Raw genomic sequence first — 19,399 nt, 5'->3', positions numbered from 1 at the left:
TTCAGTTTTGGTGTCAAAATGGTGTTGAAGTGGCACCAAAACAACGCCGAATTGGTGTTGTTAATGTACTGGTGCATATTTGGTGCTAATTTAGTGCTATTCAGGCGCAAAACGTGTACCAGTATCCATCGGATTTGATGTTATACTCCTGGCATTAAGAATGGTGCTATTGCTGTACCGTTGATGTGTTAAATCGGTACTGTTTTAGTGTGAAAATAGAGCCGTAATAAAGCCGAGGTGCGGACATGATTATCCTGGTAGCAAGTCAAAAGGGAGGCTGTGGCAAGTCAACCACCAGCGTCAATATTTGTGCCGAGCTGGCCCGAAAAAACAAAGATGTCGTCTTGATTGATGCTGATAAACAGGGAACGGCAGCTCGATGGGCGTCAGACCGTAATGCAGGTGAGGTTGCCCCTGTCATTCACTGCGTGCAGAAGTTCGATAATATTCGTGAGACGCTGCTCGATCTGGATAAACGTTACGAGTACGTTGTCGTCGATACTGCTGGTCGCGACAGTCGTGAGATGCGTACAGGCATGACAGCGGCAGATGTGCTTCTGGTGCCGTTCCGTCCTTCCCAGCCGGATCTGGATACTCTACCGCACCTTGTTGAGGTTATAGCTGAGGCGATGGATTTCAACCCTAAACTTAAGGCGTATGCCATGCTGACTATGGCACCATCCAACCCGGTCGTTAACGAAGCCAATGAGGCAAGGGAATATCTTGCTGAATACCCGCAACTTGAACTCCTGAAAACTGTCGTCCGTGACCGTAAGATTTATCGTGACTGCATGGCAGAAGGGAAGGGTGTTGTTGAAATGGACAACGGGAAAGCAAAGGGCGAGATCCAGATGTTGATTAAGGAGTTGTTATCGTGATTAAGCGCCGTGAGCCAGTGAATGCACAAGCTGTAAAAGACCCTGAACTAGAGCGCCGCATTGAAGAGTTCGCCATTAAAGCCGATTTGGTGCCGGGCGTTGAGGCTGCAACTCAAACTCCAGATAAAGATGCGCCGCGTGACTTTAAATCCATACGCGTGAGCTTTAATGAATATGAGTACGGGGTGCTCGATGCGTTAAGCAAAAAGCTTAACCGCAGCAAATTGAACCTGATTCGACATGCCATCCTCATGCTTGCTGAGTCAGAGGATGCAAAATGATACCGATTTGATGCCTCATTGGTGTCTATCATGTACCGGTGCAATAATGGTGTCAAAGTGGTGCCGTAATGGTGTTAATATACAACCATATTGATATCAAATTGACACTGTATCGGCATCAAAAGCCCCGCCTGGGGCTTTTTCTATTTGAGCGTTGCAATGATATCGTTAGCGACTATTCGCGTGGATGCTTTGCATGACACGGACCGTCTGGCTGGCATGTGGTACAGCTTAAAACCGTTTCTTTCGTACAATTCGCGAATTTTGGGCGCGCCACTGTTTGTTATCACTACCTTCGCGCCGCGCTGGTGGGCAGCCACCAACAGTGATACAAGCCTTTTTTGTTCATCGAAACGGAAGCTATTTCCTGAATAGCTGGTAAATCCCTCTGTATCCGGCAGCGGTTCATACGGCGGATCGCAAAAAATCACATCGTCTTCACCAGCCGCCTCGATGACGCCAGCAAAGTCACCTGATACAAAGGATGTGTTTTTGAGTACGTCATCAGCCAAAAACGCCTCCATCTCTGCATGTGGGAAGTAGGGCGCTTTGTATTTGCCATACCCCACGTTGAAATCGCCATTTTGGTTGTACCGTGTTACGCCATTAAAACAGTGCCGATTAAGGTACAAAAAGGCGGCAGCATGATGTAGCTGGTCATACTTTCCTCTGTTAAATGCCTCACGCACTTCGAGGTAAGCGTCAGCGTTGTTGTAATTTTTGAAAAAACTATATGACAGCGTGACGAGCGAATGTCCTTCCCGCTGCAATGTCTGATAGAAGTTAATCAGGTCACCGTTAATATCATTAAGCAGGTTGTGGCGAAATCCTGCATTCGTAAATACGGAACCGCCACCAACGAACGGTTCTATTAACCGCTTGCCGTGTGGTAGATGCTCAAGCACTGTAGGCAATTCTGAGAATTTACCACCTACCCATTTGAAGATCGGACGCTCATATTCATCCGGAGTCCGAATGGTGCGCATATAGCTAATTTCAGCCATCGTATCCCGTTTTTCTATGGCTATGCTTGCTATAGATTTACTCATAGAGCACCCCCTTATTCGCTTCGAAAACTGCCTTTGCGAATCCATGTGGAGTAGCACTTCTAAAATTAGCCCTGTCAGGCCCTGGTGGCGCGGCATGGATTCTGTTATCTGGCTTGCCTAATGATTCGTCCATTAGGGCATCAGGCATGACAAAGCCCTGGCCGCTCCAGAGGCATGTTTTTTTGGTGTAGTTATCTTCCTGACAATATGCAGTGAAGAAGTAAGGGTGAAAGATGTGATCTGGCTTACGCCAGAATGTCGATATTTTGCTGACCGGATTTTCAATCATGTACGGACAACCGATCATCTTTGCAATGTCATAACACTGCCAGACAACCTGCATTGCTTTGAACTGGAAGACCGGATCTTTATTAGCCTTGTCCGAAAACCAGCGCGCGCCGGAAACAGCCAGGTCAGTACACGGTGGGAACCCGGCCAGAAACACGATGCGCTGCAAATTCTTACGGAGAAAAGCGTATACTTCATCGCTATCGATGATCGCACTAATACGCGTCAGAACGGCACCTGATTGCATCAGCTCGTCACTGGTCGATAAGTGCTGTGGATCGACGATAGCGGCATCGACACCGTATTCCAGCCAGGGGGCAACCATTCCCCCCGTAAAATCACACACACTCACAACAAGCGGTCGGTTATTATCGTTCTGCTTCACCGCCAATGGCCTCCACCAGCGCGTTAAACAGTGCAGATAATTCGCCCGTAAAGAGCACGAAATCAGCATCAAATCGTTGTGCTACATCCTCCCGGTCGATATCGTCATTCTGGTCATAGAGATCATCACAGAATGTCAGGGCTTTGATACTCATATCATCGTTTACTCTGAACGACGCGCGGTCCATCCAGTTAATTGCAACGGTCGTAGCTACTTTCCCCGCCTCAATGTGAGACATAATCTCGTCGGACTGTAGATCAACTTTGTTGCAGCGAACGGCACCACCATCATCAAACAGAGCCTTTAATGTGGCATCTTCACCTGCTGTGAATCCGGCAGGGAAGCCGTTTTTAAACCACTCGGTCATTGTGATTTCCAGCGGTTCGCGTGGTGTGAATGGAATGACGGGCAGGCTGCCGAGCGATTTTCGCAATAAAGCCAGCTGATCCTCTGCCTTTTTGGCGCTGCTTGCCTCAACGAATACCAGATGGTTGCTGCGGTCGATCAGGATTTTGGCGAGTGATTTTCTCGTGAACGCGCGAGGCAAAAGGGAATGCAGGACTTCATCTTTAAGACTGTCTCTTTCCGTTTTCTTCAGCTTGCGTGCTTGCTCTTCTTCGAGTTTCAGGACTTTTTTCTGCAACTCTTCCTTGAGCACCTGCGAAGGGAGAATTTTTTCTTCTCGCTTATGCTGTATTAGCAGAAAACCCTGGTATTCATGGGTGAGGTTGTCACCAAGAACAGGTGTCCAACCGACTTTAGCTGTGTCCTGAGAACCGCAAGGAGTAAACACGAATTTGCTAAGAGCATCGGATACTTCTGCGGCACTCCAGTTAACTTCACGTGAAAGACGATAGATGAAGATGTTTTTGAAAGCGACAGATCTCATGTTTCACCAATTGTGTTAGAAAATTCTATTCAATTATCTAACACAATTGGATGTGTTTTCTATCCCTTCTTGAAATCAAAGTTGCTTGCGATAGCCTGGAAGGTGCCTCCTGCCTTGAAATCAATATTTTCGTCGGCTGTCACAGAAATGTTTTTGCCATTAACGCTGATGTTATCGGCTGATTTGACGTTAACACTCCCTCCCGCATTCACTACTACATCAGCCGGGCCAATGATGTATATCTGCCCTGATTCATTCATTCCTATCCTTGAGCCTGCTGCCGTATTCGCTATTTCATATCCACCGCCAACCGTTCGCACTTCGAGCACATTGTTGCGGTGAATAACGAAATCTTTTGTCGCCGAAAATTGCGGGCGGGGAGGCGCTCCGTCTACTTCAGGTGGCGTCCAGCCGCTACCATTGCCTGACGCCTCCGGCGCGACGTTTGGTACTCCACCAGGCGCATCCTGAGCCGCGCCAACTATCATTGGGCGTCTGGTATCAATTCGACCATTAACATCCAGATAAGGAAACTCTACCCATACCAGGTCGCCTTTTACTGTAGGTACAAACGCGTTACCTATGGGTAACTGGTATTCTGCCCAGGGGAGATCATCGTCGGGAACTCCATTCCAGTCAGGTAAAATTCGAACCTGAGCGCGCATGAGTCCTGCCGGGTGTTCGGTTCCTACTATCTGCGCTCTACGCTTCACTTATTTGGCACTCCTAATATCATTCTGGTTGTGTAGCCTATACGATCTTCAAAGTGAGCGACGTTTTTCACTATGAGCTTACGTGGCATTGATTCATCGATACGGTTTTCTTGATCATAACGGTATACAAGAATCTCTATCAGCATTCCTGGCTTTATATCCGGATTGCCTGCAACTTCTATATCCATTTTGGGGACGAGAGACAGCTGCATATTGCGAAGAGTTTCCATATCGGAATCGGATATGTAACGTACAGGCAGGGAACTATCGCCATATTCGATATAACCATCAGTCATGGAATAGCCCACAAAACGGTACTGATTCTTTGCTGTTGTCGCATGTTCCTGTTGAATCATGCGCATTTTTGACAAGGTGTATTTCGCTTGTGGATTATTACCTTCGTAGGTGAAGGATGGAGTTTGCTTCATCAGATCAGCCAGGGTGTAAAAGTTAAATTCTCCCCGGCAGACCCAACACAATGCACCTTTGTCGCGTGCTATCTCTGAGAGCATTTTTGACGGCTTGTCGCCTGCGTTCAGGTGATATGTAACCGCACGCTTTAGGACACTGCTGGAAATTTTAAGATTGCCGCTATACGCCTTGAATATGGTGTCCGGCGTTTTGTTCGTGTGTAGATTGGTGCGAGGGGAGGGGATCTTAAACCGATGCACGTCTTCACTGACCGCAATAACGGTAACTACATCCCCAGCCAGCATTGCTGACGTAACAAAAAAAGTTGTTTTAAAAGTGCCAGCATTACCGTTTGGATCGCCCATTTCAGCCACCAGCGATGCACCGTATTTAGCTTTCCAGTCATCAATTATGGTGCCTGTCATGTCATGAATTTCCAGCTTCAATAACGGCGCTTTAAGGCTGCTCTTTTCCACGTACACTGCGGTAAAAATCCAGTCTCGTGGCACTTTGTTATCGTTAATTGTGACTGACTGGAGGAAGTATTGTTGTAACTCCTGGGACATTGATTACCCCATAGCCAGCGAGGTTTCAGTAACAACGCGTTTCGCGTCCAATTCCCAGGCTGTGATTACATCCGCAATGACGCTTACAGGTGCCTGAGTAGCATAAATCCTCTCTTCTCCCACGGGTGCCGAAACATCCGTAAATCCAACGTCTTTAGCATCCTGAATGGAGCAAATCAGAGGAACAGGAACACGCACCAGGTTAGTGTTTGCCTCAAATTGTGTTCCGGTCATCAGGCGGAGCCGCGCGCCCAGCGAATTACACATCAGACTCATGGTTGCTTTATCAGTAGCCATTAACGTAACGTCATAAGTCAGGATAGCCTGGGTGTATTCCAGAGTCGCTAAAGGCATTCCAGTATCCGGGTTGCAAAAACTGGCAGTTTGCCTGCGGTCTATCTGCTGATCATCATTGATATAGCTGATATCCATAGACCGGGAGATGTTGATCAACGGCAAGGCATCGCGATTAATGTTCTGGTTTTCCGGTTTTCTTCCTTGCCCGGCATTTGCGCGGCGCACGGCTTTAAGAAACTCAATAGCATTATCGAAACGAGCCACGTAAACACGTTCGGCTGGTGGGCGATTCAGAAACGATGCAAAACGCTTTTCTTCTCGCGTAGGTTCCACCAGCAAGATATCTGAAAAAATGTTGCTAATGAGCGAAGCGAACGCGTTATCCACGCTCTCAAGGCCAGTAGTCTGGAATTTCCCTGTGCGTGTTGTCTGCCATTCGCCGATCCGCGCCAGGAGGGTATTGTTTGACATTACTCGATCACCCCATTCTGAGTCGTATCAAAGTTTCTTGCGGGTATGCAGTAGTAAAGCGAGCCGACATGCTGTGTGCCGTAACTGAAAATACGGTGTACATACCACCAGCGGCGAGCTACACCATTTGCCATCTCTTCATTCCACTCAAGAATTGAGCCGACGGGTACGTTATTTGCGGCGATTCGCAGAATAAGGACGTCATCAGTCAGACCGTCCTGCTCACCGTCTGAGTCAAGAGCATGGAAAGAGTCACGCCCATCAGGGTTATCCAGCACATAAACGATTTCAGGTTCCTGGTAAGTCAGTTCGCGCTGGTTGTTATCCAGTTCAGTGAATGACTCTTCTCCAGTTTCGTCGCTGACCACGCCATATGTGCCGACATCAGGTCGGTATAAGAGCGCCTGGAACGCGTCTGGGCTGGATTCAATAATTAACATCCAGTCAGCACGGATCTGGTCGTTAAAGGCTTTATGCCCGTTATAGCGTGTTTTTAGCTGTGGAGTTGGTTCTCTGCCTGCCAGGGAAGATGGCAGAATGGCTATATCAGGTTCTCCAGTGTCCGGAGTAAAACTACCGCCGCTACCAGGGAAATTATCATGGCGATCAGCTTCGGCGGTGGATTGCTCTTCCAGAATGCTGAATGAATCCGATCCGGTATTGCCATGTTCCGGCGCGCCTCCTGCATCCTCTTCAATCGGCGCTGGCGTTTCTCTCTGCGTGCTGTCATGTTCTGACTCCTTACTTACCAGGTTTGCATCGTCAGCAAACCATTCGTCAAAACGGCCCATAAGCATCCTCAAAGGTCGATGTATCAGGTATCGAAGGTGCATTGTCTGGAGATTGTGATTTCAATTCATATCCCAGCATGGGACTAAAGTGCTTTACATTGTCCCATATTGGGACTACTCTGCTTTCAGAGAGAAGGAATCTGTGATGAAAATAATTTCGGTAAAAACACTAAGGGATTTCTGGGCGAAGAATCCCGATGCAGAACAGCCATTAAAGGCATGGGTTGATGAAGCAACAAAGGCTGACTGGAAAAATCCGGCTGAGATCAAAGAACAGTACCGGACAGCCAGCATCCTTAAAAACAGGCGCGTGGTGTTCAATATTAAGGGAAATGATTACAGGTTAATTGTCGCAATTGCTTATCAGCGAGGATGGATGTTCGTTAAGTTTATTGGAACACATAAGGAATACGATGCCATTGAAGCGGATACAATAGAACTGGAGTAAATCATGAACATTAAACCTATCCGTACAGAACAAGATTATGAGGCCGCACTGCGTGCGGTCGAACCGATGTTCGATAACGAACCGGAAATGAACACACCGGAAGGCGATTTCTTTGAAGTAATGTGCCTGCTCATTGAAGAGTACGAGAAAAAGCATTACCCAATAGAGCCACCATCACCTATTGAAGCCATTAAGTTTCGTATGGAACAGCAAGGGCTGACAGTGAAGGATCTGGAACCGGCAATTGGTAAGTCAAACCGTGTTTACGAAGTGCTTAATGGGACACGAAATTTGACGTTACCTATGATTCGTCGTTTACATTCCCAGTTTGGTATTCCTCTTGAAAGCCTGGTTGGTGTTTGAGTTTGGCGGTCTGGATGACCGCCTTTACCAAAAATAAAGATAAGAAGGTTTGATTGTTTATATGAGCAAAGATTCATCACTAGAAAATAAAGATGAAAATGTCACAGTCAAGAACACAATCGAAGAAGCCATAAGAGACAAGTTATTTAATAAGTTGTTTGCATATGTTGTGGTTTCTTTTTTTGTCGTTAACTGGCAGGATATTATTATTTTATTTAAATCAAAGTACGATATATATACAACATTGTCTATAGTATGGGTTGGCGAGAAATATCACTTTCCTTATATTGGTCCCATCGTTGTATCTCCGTTTGTGGCTCATTTTGTTATGCCATTTATATATGGAACCACTGCGTCAGTGGTAATGCCTTATATAACAATGTGTATATCAAAAGCAACAGGGAGGAACTATGCAAGAATCAGATACATTGACTATGAGTTTGATTTAGAAGAGAGAGCAAGAATAAAAGAATTGCAGATCAACCTGAAGCAAAAAGAGAACAAGCTTTTAAGTCTAGAAAAGCAAACAGAAGATCAATATAAATTATTGTCTGCAATTGAAGAGAAGAAGAGAGAGATTGAGAGTGCCAGAGTGGCTCTGTATCACGGCATAAAAGTAATTGTCGATGTATATAAAGCAAAAAAGAAAAGAATTTCCACCCAAGAAGATTTTGCCGATTTATTAAAAGCAATTGAAGAAAGCGATTTTTATAAAGACACTGGATTGTGGGGTATTAATAAACTAATAGATGACGTAGAGGCAATATATGAGTCTCAATCGACATCAAAGGACAAGTAATATAAAAGGCGGGATAACCGCCTTTGTTGTAAATTAAGAACCTTTCTTCACATACTCCATAAACATTTTTTCAGCTTGCTCAGGTGACGTTCCTGCCATGACAAGCGCATCAATGAACGCCTGCTTCTTCAGTGCGAACTGATCGGCAAGGCGTTGCTGAAGCTCCTTGTTTTTCTGTTTCTCGCGTTGCAAGGCCGCTTCTTTTGCTGCCGCTCGTTTTTTCTGTGCGTCTGACAACTTTCTGGCCCTGGTCAGCTGGTCACGTAGCATGTCAATCTTGCCGTTGTCCTTTGCCAGTTTTGTGCTTAAAGCGGCCTGGCGTTTCTGATAGAGCCTCCATTCGCGTTTGGCGGCTTCAACGTTCGTTTTACTGCTACGATTGCGATTAAACTCCTTCTCGTCTTCTTTTGAGAAGTGTTTGGTTGTACGGCGGCGATCGTCACCAAATGCAATTTGCGTTGCAGCCTTTTGTAGCGCACGAGCAATACTCATTTGCCAACTGGCGGACTGTAACCGCGTCATTGAGTGGATCACGTGTTTACAGGCGACGCCTTGCAGCTTCGGGTTGCGAACTTTTGGATAGGCGTATTCTTTTGGCGGTGCCAGGGCAAAGTTACCCGCAGTGGCGATGTAACGATACCAGTATTGATGACGACCACAGTCACAATCGAAAGATACCCGCCCAGCACACAGTGATTTAGTGACTTTCAGGGCTGATTTATCGTCTTCTGCGATGTCATCGACCATCTGATCCCATTCTTCAAAGCGTATCCGGACGATATGATGCTGGTGGACGGATATATCTGATGCTTCTACGCGGATATTAATCACGTTGTGGCGAAGAGATACGGGCGTAGCTCTTTTGATACCGGAACCGTCGTCTACGGCGTTATTTGCACGCTTAATATCGATAGCCTGGCTGGACGCCACCAGCTGGGCGTATGTAATGCCAGCCGTCTTGCTGTCATATTTTTCGCGCGTTTTACTCCGTAGCTTTTCGAAACCTTTCAGATCGTCTCGCGTAAAGAACGTGCCGCCTTTCTTCTTCCCTAACTTGAGAATATCTTCGGCGGATTTGTTCCTCAGTCTGCCAGGTGTAAGCGTTCGGTGAGCTTGTCGGCGCTTACGGGTTTGTTCTTTCCTGATAAGGTCGAATATACGCGTGAAGTCCTTAGAGGACAGGCCGTCAGTGATATAGCGCCCGTCCTGGTTTTTCAGGAAATCAGGCATTTTTTATCTCCGGTTCAGCGCCAGCATAATCACGGATCTTGTTTCTCAGCCATGCCACATCAGGGAGAGTTAACGTGGTCCCGGCGGGCATTTCTTCCATTTCTGATTCATGCCCCACCAGCACTCTGAATACCCAGCGTAAATCTGCGTTCCCATACGCCCGGTAGGCAGCCAGGTCTGAACGATAGACTTCATCAATTTTTATCGTGTACTGGAAGTTATCCGGGTGATATTCCGATACCCGTTTAATCATCTCCTGGTGGAACAGTGCGCGCAGAATATCGTCTTCAATGTATCGATCGTCGAGTCTGCTATAGCCCATAACAAAAATCCTCAGTCATAACCTGGGGAAACTGTATGCAGGGTGTGAAATGCGAGAAACAGACAGGCCACCAGCTCAGGGAGATGTGATTCATAAATCCCCTCACTGGTGACAAGTGACTTTCATTAATCTTTATGCGGGGCCAGCTTCATTACTTACTGGCAGTAGATTAAAAATTAAACTGAGCGAATGACATGGATGTTATTTTCGAATTAATAATGCTAATTGATCTGTTTATGAACGCTTCATTGACCACGCAAATACTGGCGTCAGTATTTTTGTTACTCTTCTACCTGGTATTGAGGGAGTTAACAAAGCTACTGATGTGATCAAAGTATCACGGTATCTTCATCAACTTCTTTCCCAGCCAGTGACTTTGGCTGGGAGGTGCCTGCTTTAACCTTTTCATGCCCAATAATGGACAGGAACGAAGCGAGGATGCCTGTTTTGTGCTCTTTCTCGACTGTGCCTGTCATCTGTTCCACGTAATCCGCGCTGGCAACGTTGTGGTATACGGTCGCGTAGCAACACAGGATCATCAGAATATGTTCCGGCCTGATATCCTGCCAGTTCACTCGGTAGACTTCTTCTCCGTTACCGTTGTATTCGGTGTCAACGATGGAGTCGGGGATTTCGAAAGCTCCTTTGTTATTTTGCGGCAGGGATAATAGCTTCTGGAGTTTTAGCTCTCTGTATCTTTCCATCCCTACGATGATCGCAGCTCTGCCGTCGGCATGACGTGTCTTGAGTGTTACCTGGCTTGCTCCGGTGCCAGCGGAGATCGTTGGCGTAATTTCGTCAACCAGCACCTTAAATTTGCTTTTCCGCAGGGCTGCTATAGCTGGAGGAATTTTTTGCTTTTGTTCCAATGCTGACGCGGGAAGGGGTTTTACTTCGTTAATCACGAGAGCGCCGTCTTTCAGTATTGCAGTGAGCATTTGCGGTTTGCTGGTGGTCAGGCTGAATATTGCGATCTTTTCCATTGTCCTTCCTCCACGGATGACGGATACAAAAAAAGGCCGCACATGGCGGCCTGCTTTGGCGTTATGACTCCCTACCGCGCTTCGGCTGAAAGTTAATCGTCAAAAGAACCTTCAACGGGAGCCGTTAGCGCGATGGATTATGTGCAGTTTGTGATTTCCAGAATAGTGTCAATAGTCATTTGCTATTTTTTTTGTAAACGATTTGGTGCTTATCAAAAAAACAGAGTGGTTAGTTATTATTATTAGGTAGTTGGTCTGGATTTGTGGCAAAAGGTTGAAAAGTGAGCAAAAAAACATTTCCCAATCGTATTATTAAAAAGTTGTGCCGATTCAAATTACTGAAGACTGTTGGCGTTGCTCTTCTTCTGTCAAGTCATTCTGCGCTCGCGGATTATGGAAGAAACGCGGTTATATCATGGGCTAATGAATACCAGAGCCAACACGGCGCAATGAGCCTTTACTATGAATACAACAGATACGGCGTTGATCCACAAGTGTATCTTATTCGTGAAATTAATCGTGCGTGGCAATCTGGGGTGGTAGCCGCTCAACGTGGGCGAGTGATTAATGACGATGAAGCCTATGAGTATGGGTTACGCCGGATACAGAGGCTTCGAATCAGCCAGGCGTTGGGGAATGATGTTACGCTATCCCTGACTAATCTGTGGGTTAAAGCGTTGCATGATGGCTGGAACTATGGAAATGCCAACAATGGCAGTGTTACACAATCTTCAACGGCCTCAGCTGCAAGTAATAGCGCGCCAACGTTTTCCTGTAAGGTTGACGTAACATACCAAGGGAAGCGTAGTCATTATATGGATGAAACCGGGGCGTGGGATCAGGTAATTACAGACTATGGGACTTATTTTTCGTGGGATTTACCACGTGGCAACCGGGGTAATAGTACCGGGCAAGATGCATTTAGCGGAATGGATGAGACTCAGCCAGATCTGAACAATAAACTGATACGCAAAGAGACAGAAAAGGATGGTAGCACGGTCGATGAATTTCGCACTGAGGTTAGTTATGGCAGCGACCAGCCAGTTCATAAGTTTGTGTATGCTCGCCGCATAAAACCGAATGGTATTCGTGAATATTATGTTACTGATTTAACGGACAAACGTGCGTTTATGTTCCTTAATTGTCAGCAGGACTAGTAATCGAAAAAGCAGGCTTAAAATAAGCCTGCTTTTTTGGTTTCACGCGGTAATAGTTTTGCAGTTGTTTTGATTTAAGGCTAATCCAAGTTTGCTGGCGGCTAACTCATTTTCTGTGTGAGAACTAGCAAATACGAATCCTTGTTTTATCTTATTTACGGTGAAATATTTATTGTACATGAACGCCCAGATAAACGAGGCTATCCAAGGGCCAATTCCGAATGTGAGGCATGCCAGTATCAGCATCACAACGAATACCCCAACAAAAGTTATAAAGTCTTTCCTGAACAAAGCTGGAAAAGCGCCAAACAAGAATGTAGTCCAGGAAAAGCCATAAAAACCTGTTATTGACTCGCCAGTTTGCGGATTTTCTAGTTTAACTTTAGTAGCCAAAATTATCGTCCTTTTACATAAAAAACATATAGTTATAGTGCTGTGTGAGACTCTAATATTACTAATTTACACTTTGTAATGCAATTAAATAACTTAAGGCAGTGGAAGTTACTATTCGTGGCAGACTATCGTTAAGACCTTTCAATTATGGTGACTTCATTTCGTATCCGATAGCGTAGGGGCGTCGCTTGTTCAATCATTTCGCGTATTACACCATCTCCATGTGGTCCCTCTGCTTCCCAGTATCTGTTTGTTACCAGGTCAAGGCTTGCAATGACTTTGTGCCGATCATTCGGCATAGCCAATTTTTCTGCTATTACCATCAGTGATAACTCTTCATCCAACAGAACCTGATACCCGGTTTTTGATAGTTCCACTTCCCTTATGAGACTGAAACGTCGCTGGACTGTGGCGGCAGAGTAAGTGAAATCTATTTTCTTCATCGTGCGGAGAATCCGATTATTTAGCAGTTAAAGCCCCGGACAGGCCGGGGCAACAGTAATTAACTAACAATCCAGTCCATAGCAACCATATCCTCTGGCGCTAAATCAATAGCATGAATTTTACCATCTCGGATAGTGCGCCAGTGCTTCCTTGATCCGCCTTCGGGCCATACCCATACACCTTCAGACCATGAGGCACGACGGCATACCGTTGCATATCCACTTCTGATCTTCTCTCTGGCTGTATGCAGTGACAGATTATCTTTTGGGATTTTCGGTAAAGGATGGTGGATTGCCTGAAAGAGGCCCATTTTTGGATGATACCAGCGTTTATTACGTGGTTCGGCCTCCGACATAACCTGCTTAAAGGCTTTCCGGAAGGGGGCCAGGGCCACAATGGAGCGTCGGGCAAGCAAACCATCGGGCGTTAAAAACTCATGCGTATCGGTGGGGATACGGTAAGCGTTGACCAGGTTGCGACATTTGGCTTCAGTCAAGCCACATTTCGCCGCCAGCTGGCGGTAGCCAATGTAACCTTCCGGCATATTGCCTTTCTTTATTTGCTCGACGGTTTCAGCGACCCTGGACACTTGTGCCGAAACTTCGGCTACCTGGGCATTTACGGCGTTGATCCTGCGTTCATGCTCAAGATGCATTTGCGCCATTTCAGCCAGAATTTCGGCCTTTGTTTTTAACGGTCCCCTGGCATTCTCCAGTTCGCGCCAGCGGTCCACCAGCCGGGCGGTAAATTCAGGAGAAAGCTGTGCGACGACAATAATGCTGTCGCGCTTGCCTTGCTCGCCTTCGAAGACGTAATAGCTCGCCGGGCGCCCTGCGGTGGGCTTTTCCTCAATTTGAGGAAAAGATATTACGCCCCGTTCCGCTAGGTGTTCAATGGTGCGTTTAACGTTATCAGGACGCTTACCTACCAGCTCCGCGATCTCAATGCTGGTCATTGTCGCTTTTTGAGAGATGGACAGATTCATCAGTGCACCTCCACGCAGTTCATCGGCAGATTCCAGTAATTGAGGATCTCCATCGCATCAAGAGTGAAGCGGGCAGCAAAAATGCAGGGAGTATCAGGAAGGTATGAGCGAGCTTCTGCTTCGGTAGCAGCCATTACGCAGATATACAGGTGTTTTTGGCAGGAATAGAAACGCCAGATAAATTCAGAATGAGTTGGGGTAGGGGTAGTAGCCATATTGGCAGCCTCCTTTGACAGTGAACGATACCACCGCCGAAGAGACCAATCTTACTGGCGGTGGACTGTGTGGAGTTGGTCTTACCGGCGTCAAAGGGAACCGGCGCTTCCGAGGAAGCCACCACACAGCCCACCATTGATAGGTGTGCGAGTGCGCCGACAACAAAAAAGACGCTTGCGGCGTCTATGTGTCGCCTTTGACATTACCGGGAGACCAATCCCGGCACCCGTTTTTCTAAGGTGCCGTAGAAATATACCCCACGATAATGCCAGGGCGCAACAGTGTGTTTTCTTATGCTTTTCTTTTCTTCTTTTGGGCTTGCTTGCAGGCGTAGGCCATTGCTTTAGCTTTCACTTCATCCAGCTTCCCGGTGATCACTTCTTTACCAAGAGTGACAAACCAGTCATAGCAACCGCCAGTGATGTTCTGGATTTGATAATTCAGGTAGCGAACGGTCATTTTGATACTCCCTCCAGTTTTGATGGGAGCAAAGAACGCAGGTTATTGCGTGAGTAGACGGTGAGTGATGGGAAAAGTTTGTAATTGTTCATAGTGACTCCTTGCTTTCGAAGCCGTCACAGACTGTTCCACGGTCTGGTGGCGGCGCAATACAGGTTGGAACACCGTGAGTCAACGGGGGCTTTTAGCCACCTGTATTGCGCTGCCATAACTATGACATTGGCAATCATACGAAATCCTTGAGGATTTGTCTCGTTGCGTCGAGCGGTGAACCAATCTAATCAAAATGTACAATCAGTAAATTTCAAACTCAACATAAAATGTTAGAAAATTAATTCACCATTTCTTGCACCGTCTGATAGAGCGTCATCTCTTCGGCATTGTGCCGTATAAAATCTGCTTTCCCGCCTATTTTTCCATCAGCATGAACAGGAACCAACCAGGGATATTGTTCGCGGATCTCTGCTGGCGCTGCGTGCTGGTGGTGCCATTTACACAAAGGGAGAACGTATTTATGGGCATCTTTAGCCGTTCTGCCAAATATGTGGTGGAGAGATACGACAGGGCTATGCTTCCCGTGAAGATGGCAGGCAATACAGGGGAGTTTGCCTATAGCCTCCTGTATCCGGCGCTCTTCTGCTGTGAGTGATCTCCCTTTTAATCCGCGTGACGGGCGCGTTTTTTTGGGGAGGGCTGACGCCGCCCTCTCTCTTCTGCGCTGTTCACTTTGCCTCACTTTTTCAAGTTTCTTTTGACGATATTCAGGCGATGCGGCTTTTTCCCTTGCGCGTTGCTGCTGGCGTTGAGCCTGCTGAAGACGTTTTGCCCTTTGCTCTTCCCGCCATTCCGGATCAGCCAGTTTTTGCATGGCTTTTTGTCTCTGTTTCTCCCAATAACTCTGTCTCTGCATGTTGGCTGCCTCTTACTTATCAGCGATTTTTTTATGATTGATCATATTTGTTAGATATTCAAAATTGATTTTCTAACACAAAACATTAATATCAGTCGCTGTTTACTGTTTGGAGGACATGATGCTTATAGCCTTAAGTGCGATCCACCAGCCACCTGTGAATGAGATCGGCCTGTTTTATGTGCTGTTTTTCGGCGCGTTGGCGCTACTTGAGCTTGGTATTGAGCTTTTTGCAGTGCTTATGTTTTGCGTCACGATGCTGGGGAAATTTTGATGGTGAAACGTGTTTTGAAAATTTACATCGCGGGTCCGATGACTGGTTATCCAGATTACAACCGCGCGGCGTTTAATGCGAAAGCGAGCGAGCTGATGGCTGAAGGGCATATCGTTCTTAATCCGGCGGTATTACCTGGTGGCCTTTGTCAGAGCGAATACATGGATATTTGCCTGGCAATGGTGCGTTCTGCTGATGCTATCTATCTGCTTAATGGCTGGGAAGCGTCCGCAGGAGCACGAGCAGAACACGCCCTGGCTGAAAAACTGGAGCTGACGGTAATTTATGAAGCGCCGTCTGACTCAGATTGCAGAATGGCTGCGCATATTTACCGTGAACTGGTCGATGCGTTACGTGATGTTGCTATTGAATGTCACGGCACGGATCAGCTTCGCGCCCGCTTAAGCAATACCCTTTCCAGTTACCTGTCTTTAGCTGAAGGATACAACCTCCGGCAGCGGAGAATGGTCAAATTAATCACGCGTTTATCTCAACCCCTGGCAAATGCCGAACCAACTAATCCGCTACCTAATGACGCAATGAATTATCTGAAGTCATGCGGCGTTGTTTCTGAAGATGCAGTTCGTTTTGTGGAGTTTATGTCTCAGAGGATGTCAGCGTGAGATGGCGGGGATGGAGAAGGGCAGAAATCATGATACTCCGCCAGTGCGCCGGAACTATGACAGTCGAGAGTATCGGGAGGCTGATCGGGCGTACCGGAGATGCTGTCAGGACTAAAGCGCGGGAACTGGGGATCAGAATGATTCTGAAAGGTGACTTTCACCAGTCAGCCAAATATCGGCAGAGCGATATAGAGCTGGCGCGGCAGCTTCATCAGTGTGGCGTTCCCCGCCGTGAGATCGCGGAAAAACTCGAAATGCCCCTGGGCATGATTAATCAGTACGTTTATTTCGAAAGGAGAGTGCATGAAGTCTGAAGGTTTAACGCCAGAGCAACTGGCGGAGATCGAGCTTTACTATCCGTTACGTGAACGTTATTCACCGAAACCAGCGCCTAAATGCTCTGTTTGTGGCGAGGAAATGTCAATGGAACGCATATCTGGATCACATGTTGTTTATGCCTGTTCCGGCATGGAGGCTGACGGACGCTTCAAAACTGGACGAACTTATGCTGACGAGCATTACAAAAATTCGCGCATATCAGTAGTTGATGGTAGCGATCCTGATGTGATTGAACTGCTGGACGAGAAAGTGGAGATGGCCCTAACGCTTGAGAAGCTGCGTGTTGAGCTGGAGGCCGCTAAAAAGTGTATTGCAGAGCTGGAAAGCAATAGCGGGGCGCTGGTGGCGGAATGCCAAAACAAAAAAGCAGCACTTGAGGCAATTCTTAGCCATCTCCCAATTAATCATCCAGATATAGACATCGCATGTGTAGCGAACATAGCTCATAACGAGTTAGGTGAAGCGAAAAGCACTATATCTGAGGCTTATCTTGTAGAAATACAGGCTCAGGGATTGGAGGCATTCGCTTTGACGATGCGCGATACCGGAGATGATCCATTTTTTGATTCCGTTGCTTCTGCTTGCGCGGATGCGGCTGACAGGTTCGCAGCCCTGCTTCGTAAAGGACAATCCTGCCTGCGCCCGAACTTTGAAGGGGAGAGATGATGGCCATATCACATTCTGCATTTACCCAGGAAAAAGCCTTCCACGTGCTTGAACGACTGGAGGCACTCGCCACGGAGGAAGGAATCTCCCCGGAGAAACTTGCTGAGTGCTGCCGTGTGATGTTGCGCCGCAAGGACGACATCGCGCGGCTGACATCCGGAGCACCATCCGTATCAGCCAGTCCAACGCTTTATTGCAGCTTCTGCAATAAATCCCAGCACACCGTCAAAAAGTTAATTGCCGGGGACAACGTTTTCATCTGTGACGAGTGCGTGAAAGATTGCAACAACATTATCCAAGAAGAGCAAAGGGAATCAGCATGAAATTTTCCAAATTTTCTGAGTTGGTGAATCGTATCTTGTCCAACAAACACTGCCAGCATCGTGATATGGACATGGCGATTGTTATCCATTCACCAGGTAGCATTGGTTCAACACCATCAGTTGAGGTTCAGTCAATTCAGGCGGGTTTTGATTGGGATGCCGGGAAAGTGCTGATTTTCCCGGCGCAGCCACTGACCACGCTAACACCAGAACAGATTTCTGATATTACTGAAAGTGTGCGCAAAGGACAGTCCTGGCACGCATATCAGGCATACAAAAAGCATAAAGAGCAGTTGGAAAAATTGTCGATTGAACTTGATGCCGCAAAACAGCGCATTGCAGAACTGGAGAGCAATCGCGCGACGCTGGCGGCGGAGAATATAGCACTGAAATCTGCACAACCTCCGCAATTCGGTCAGAAAATGATGGATGCATTGGCTGCATATGAGGAATGCCAGGACGATGTACCAGAAAGAGGAATGCTTAATGCGTTCTTCATCCTTCGTGACAGTGTTTGCATTGACACTCCTGCTACTGGCGCTTTCCTGGCTGAAGTGCGGGCGCAGGGGGTGGAGATGTTTGCACAGAAATGTAACTCAAAATCCGAACAGTCGCTTGCATCTGATATACGCGATAACTGGAAACTACTCGGTGAACATGCCACTGACTTTGCCGCAGAGCTTCGCAAAGGAGGCAGCCAGTGAGCGAAATTAATTACCAGGCACTGCGTGAGGCGGCACAGAACGCGAAAAATTTAGGTGGGATTAAGAATTACAAGCGAGGTGAGCAAGCTGTTACCGAATTTGAGTCCTTGATAACGCCACACATTGTGCTAGCGCTTCTGGATGAACGGGAAAGAAACCAGCAATACATCAAACACCGCGATCAGGAGAATGAGGATATTGCGCTAACGGTAGGGAAGCTGCGCGTTGAGCTGGAAGGCAAAGACAAGCTGATTGCAGAGCTTAGAAAACAATGCGCTGAATGGGAGCGAAAGGCATTTAGCAACTTTGAAGAGTGCGCTGCGATGGCTGATCGTATCGAATATATGAGTAAGCAAAGTTGCGAAGCTCGGGAGCGTGATTTGTTTGAATCATGGGTAATGCATTCAATTTGTATCTCCAAATCGACGCTTGAAGGATTGCGTACCGAAACTGGATACCGTAACGCAACCTTATCAGGCACAGACTTCAACCGAATGTGGGAACAATGGAAATCTATCCGCGCCGCTGGCATTCGCATCAAAGGAGAGTGATATGTCACTGACAGTGAGGCAGTTAATCAGCAAGCTCAGAAAAATGCCTCCTGAGGCTGTCGTGGTCTGGCAGGGCTATGACCAATCAGAGGGTGACTATAACGATTTCGTAGTCCATGTCGCTGATATTACAGATGAAAATTCATCATCCTTTGACCCGGAAGTGCGCGTTGTGGCACTTAGAGGATAAC

Annotated in this window: 28 protein-coding genes and 2 pseudogenes; 14 read left to right on the top strand and 16 right to left on the bottom strand. The window is 47.0% G+C overall.

Features of this window, described 5'->3' with window-relative positions; translation table 11 throughout:
- Nucleotides 1–245 precede the first annotated feature (245 nt).
- Complete coding sequence (locus D9734_RS22245) at nucleotides 246–878, top strand: AAA family ATPase (protein ID WP_000585003.1); 633 nt, start codon at nucleotides 246–248, stop codon at nucleotides 876–878.
- The gene (locus D9734_RS22240; protein WP_089502569.1) at nucleotides 875–1,159 is read left to right on the top strand and encodes a hypothetical protein; all 285 of its coding nucleotides are present in this window, start codon (nucleotides 875–877) and stop codon (nucleotides 1,157–1,159) included. Before D9734_RS22245 ends, D9734_RS22240 begins: the two co-directional genes overlap by 4 nt.
- A gap of 143 nt (nucleotides 1,160–1,302) precedes the next feature.
- On the opposite strand, the pseudogene D9734_RS22235 reads toward D9734_RS22240, so the two are convergent.
- The 7 genes and pseudogenes from D9734_RS22235 to D9734_RS22205 all read right to left on the bottom strand — a co-directional run.
- Nucleotides 1,303–2,121 (bottom strand): annotated as a pseudogene (locus D9734_RS22235) (Dam family site-specific DNA-(adenine-N6)-methyltransferase); the annotation flags it as partial.
- Between the two features lie 79 nt (nucleotides 2,122–2,200).
- Nucleotides 2,201–2,881 carry a hypothetical protein gene (locus D9734_RS22230; RefSeq protein ID WP_130210631.1) on the bottom strand — a complete coding sequence of 227 codons (681 nt, stop codon included), beginning with the start codon at nucleotides 2,879–2,881 and terminating at the stop codon, nucleotides 2,201–2,203.
- Nucleotides 2,865–3,770 carry a recombination-associated protein RdgC gene (gene rdgC / locus D9734_RS22225; RefSeq protein WP_130210629.1) on the bottom strand — a complete coding sequence of 302 codons (906 nt, stop codon included), beginning with the start codon at nucleotides 3,768–3,770 and terminating at the stop codon, nucleotides 2,865–2,867. Before rdgC ends, D9734_RS22230 begins: the two co-directional genes overlap by 17 nt.
- Nucleotides 3,771–3,829: 59 nt before the next feature.
- Entirely contained in the window at nucleotides 3,830–4,435 is a 606-nt protein-coding gene (locus tag D9734_RS22220) for a baseplate protein (RefSeq protein WP_240780562.1), read from the bottom strand.
- Nucleotides 4,436–4,479: 44 nt separating this feature from the next.
- Nucleotides 4,480–5,460 carry a tail length tape measure protein gene (locus D9734_RS22215; RefSeq protein ID WP_130210625.1) on the bottom strand — a complete coding sequence of 327 codons (981 nt, stop codon included), beginning with the start codon at nucleotides 5,458–5,460 and terminating at the stop codon, nucleotides 4,480–4,482.
- A 3-nt stretch (nucleotides 5,461–5,463) separates the two neighbouring features.
- Nucleotides 5,464–6,228, bottom strand: a complete 765-nt coding sequence (locus tag D9734_RS22210; protein ID WP_205712830.1) for a baseplate — start codon at nucleotides 6,226–6,228, stop codon at nucleotides 5,464–5,466.
- Nucleotides 6,228–7,019: a phage tail protein gene (locus tag D9734_RS22205; protein ID WP_130210623.1), complete on the bottom strand. Its 792-nt coding sequence runs from the start codon at nucleotides 7,017–7,019 to the stop codon at nucleotides 6,228–6,230. Before D9734_RS22205 ends, D9734_RS22210 begins: the two co-directional genes overlap by 1 nt.
- A gap of 145 nt (nucleotides 7,020–7,164) precedes the next feature.
- Between D9734_RS22205 and D9734_RS22200 the strand changes: the two genes are divergently transcribed.
- From D9734_RS22200 to D9734_RS23420, 3 genes are all read left to right on the top strand, one after another.
- Entirely contained in the window at nucleotides 7,165–7,467 is a 303-nt protein-coding gene (locus tag D9734_RS22200) for a type II toxin-antitoxin system HigB family toxin (protein WP_021551810.1), read from the top strand.
- 3 nt (nucleotides 7,468–7,470) lie between these two features.
- The gene (locus D9734_RS22195) at nucleotides 7,471–7,830 is read left to right on the top strand and encodes a helix-turn-helix domain-containing protein (RefSeq protein WP_021551809.1); all 360 of its coding nucleotides are present in this window, start codon (nucleotides 7,471–7,473) and stop codon (nucleotides 7,828–7,830) included.
- Nucleotides 7,831–7,891: 61 nt separating this feature from the next.
- On the top strand, nucleotides 7,892–8,629 hold the full coding sequence (locus D9734_RS23420) for a hypothetical protein (protein ID WP_205712829.1): 738 nt from the start codon (nucleotides 7,892–7,894) through the stop codon (nucleotides 8,627–8,629).
- 33 nt (nucleotides 8,630–8,662) lie between these two features.
- Here the strand turns inward: D9734_RS23420 and D9734_RS22185 are convergent, their stop codons facing one another.
- The 3 genes from D9734_RS22185 to D9734_RS22175 form a co-directional block, all read right to left on the bottom strand.
- Entirely contained in the window at nucleotides 8,663–9,859 is a 1,197-nt protein-coding gene (locus tag D9734_RS22185) for a phage tail protein (RefSeq protein WP_130210621.1), read from the bottom strand.
- Entirely contained in the window at nucleotides 9,852–10,181 is a 330-nt protein-coding gene (locus D9734_RS22180) for a baseplate protein (RefSeq protein ID WP_130210619.1), read from the bottom strand. Before D9734_RS22180 ends, D9734_RS22185 begins: the two co-directional genes overlap by 8 nt.
- Nucleotides 10,182–10,510: 329 nt before the next feature.
- On the bottom strand, nucleotides 10,511–11,164 hold the full coding sequence (locus tag D9734_RS22175; protein WP_130210617.1) for a maturation control protein: 654 nt from the start codon (nucleotides 11,162–11,164) through the stop codon (nucleotides 10,511–10,513).
- Nucleotides 11,165–11,445: 281 nt separating this feature from the next.
- On the opposite strand from D9734_RS22175, the gene D9734_RS23640 reads away from it, so the two are divergent.
- Nucleotides 11,446–12,321 carry a hypothetical protein gene (locus tag D9734_RS23640; RefSeq protein ID WP_240780561.1) on the top strand — a complete coding sequence of 292 codons (876 nt, stop codon included), beginning with the start codon at nucleotides 11,446–11,448 and terminating at the stop codon, nucleotides 12,319–12,321.
- A 42-nt stretch (nucleotides 12,322–12,363) separates the two neighbouring features.
- On the opposite strand, the gene D9734_RS22165 is transcribed toward D9734_RS23640, so the two are convergent.
- The 6 genes and pseudogenes from D9734_RS22165 to D9734_RS22145 form a co-directional block, all read right to left on the bottom strand.
- Entirely contained in the window at nucleotides 12,364–12,714 is a 351-nt protein-coding gene (locus tag D9734_RS22165) for a hypothetical protein (RefSeq protein WP_130210615.1), read from the bottom strand.
- A gap of 131 nt (nucleotides 12,715–12,845) precedes the next feature.
- Nucleotides 12,846–13,157: a transcriptional regulator gene (locus D9734_RS22160; RefSeq protein WP_130210613.1), complete on the bottom strand. Its 312-nt coding sequence runs from the start codon at nucleotides 13,155–13,157 to the stop codon at nucleotides 12,846–12,848.
- A 290-nt stretch (nucleotides 13,158–13,447) separates the two neighbouring features.
- A pseudogene (locus tag D9734_RS22155) lies at nucleotides 13,448–14,143 on the bottom strand (Rha family transcriptional regulator); the annotation flags it as partial.
- Nucleotides 14,143–14,358 (bottom strand): host cell division inhibitor Icd-like protein, encoded by a 216-nt coding sequence (locus D9734_RS22150; protein WP_130210609.1) that lies wholly within the window; start codon nucleotides 14,356–14,358, stop codon nucleotides 14,143–14,145. The gene D9734_RS22150 and the pseudogene D9734_RS22155, both read right to left, overlap by 1 nt.
- A gap of 292 nt (nucleotides 14,359–14,650) precedes the next feature.
- Nucleotides 14,651–14,818: a hypothetical protein gene (locus D9734_RS23300; protein WP_165383303.1), complete on the bottom strand. Its 168-nt coding sequence runs from the start codon at nucleotides 14,816–14,818 to the stop codon at nucleotides 14,651–14,653.
- Nucleotides 14,819–15,149: 331 nt separating this feature from the next.
- A complete protein-coding gene (locus tag D9734_RS22145) occupies nucleotides 15,150–15,728 on the bottom strand; it encodes a Ref family recombination enhancement nuclease (protein WP_130210607.1) in 579 nt (192 codons plus the stop codon).
- Between the two features lie 118 nt (nucleotides 15,729–15,846).
- On the opposite strand from D9734_RS22145, the gene D9734_RS23295 reads away from it, so the two are divergent.
- The 8 genes from D9734_RS23295 to D9734_RS22110 are packed head-to-tail and all read left to right on the top strand — an operon-like array spanning nucleotide 15,847 to nucleotide 19,398.
- Nucleotides 15,847–16,002, top strand: a complete 156-nt coding sequence (locus tag D9734_RS23295; protein ID WP_154673968.1) for a hypothetical protein — start codon at nucleotides 15,847–15,849, stop codon at nucleotides 16,000–16,002.
- Entirely contained in the window at nucleotides 16,002–16,625 is a 624-nt protein-coding gene (locus D9734_RS22140; protein ID WP_130210605.1) for a DUF4406 domain-containing protein, read from the top strand. The genes D9734_RS23295 and D9734_RS22140 overlap by 1 nt, the downstream gene beginning before the upstream one ends.
- A 29-nt stretch (nucleotides 16,626–16,654) precedes the next feature.
- The gene (locus tag D9734_RS22135; RefSeq protein ID WP_052118760.1) at nucleotides 16,655–16,939 is read left to right on the top strand and encodes a DNA-binding protein; all 285 of its coding nucleotides are present in this window, start codon (nucleotides 16,655–16,657) and stop codon (nucleotides 16,937–16,939) included.
- Complete coding sequence (locus tag D9734_RS22130) at nucleotides 16,929–17,630, top strand: ead/Ea22-like family protein (RefSeq protein WP_130210603.1); 702 nt, start codon at nucleotides 16,929–16,931, stop codon at nucleotides 17,628–17,630. Before D9734_RS22135 ends, D9734_RS22130 begins: the two co-directional genes overlap by 11 nt.
- The gene (locus tag D9734_RS22125) at nucleotides 17,630–17,953 is read left to right on the top strand and encodes a ClpX C4-type zinc finger protein (RefSeq protein WP_130210674.1); all 324 of its coding nucleotides are present in this window, start codon (nucleotides 17,630–17,632) and stop codon (nucleotides 17,951–17,953) included. The genes D9734_RS22130 and D9734_RS22125 overlap by 1 nt, the downstream gene beginning before the upstream one ends.
- A complete protein-coding gene (locus tag D9734_RS22120; RefSeq protein WP_130210601.1) occupies nucleotides 17,950–18,657 on the top strand; it encodes a hypothetical protein in 708 nt (235 codons plus the stop codon). The genes D9734_RS22125 and D9734_RS22120 overlap by 4 nt, the downstream gene beginning before the upstream one ends.
- A complete protein-coding gene (locus tag D9734_RS22115; protein WP_130210599.1) occupies nucleotides 18,654–19,208 on the top strand; it encodes an ead/Ea22-like family protein in 555 nt (184 codons plus the stop codon). Before D9734_RS22120 ends, D9734_RS22115 begins: the two co-directional genes overlap by 4 nt.
- Before the next feature lies 1 nt (nucleotide 19,209).
- Complete coding sequence (locus D9734_RS22110) at nucleotides 19,210–19,398, top strand: hypothetical protein (RefSeq protein ID WP_130210597.1); 189 nt, start codon at nucleotides 19,210–19,212, stop codon at nucleotides 19,396–19,398.
- Nucleotide 19,399: the final 1 nt, after the last annotated feature.

This window comes from Escherichia sp. E14S1 (assembly GCF_004211995.1).
Taxonomy (GTDB): Bacteria; Pseudomonadota; Gammaproteobacteria; order Enterobacterales; family Enterobacteriaceae; genus Escherichia.
The sequence above is the reverse complement of the archived record's forward strand: the minus strand, read 5'-3'. Positions and strand labels throughout refer to the sequence as shown.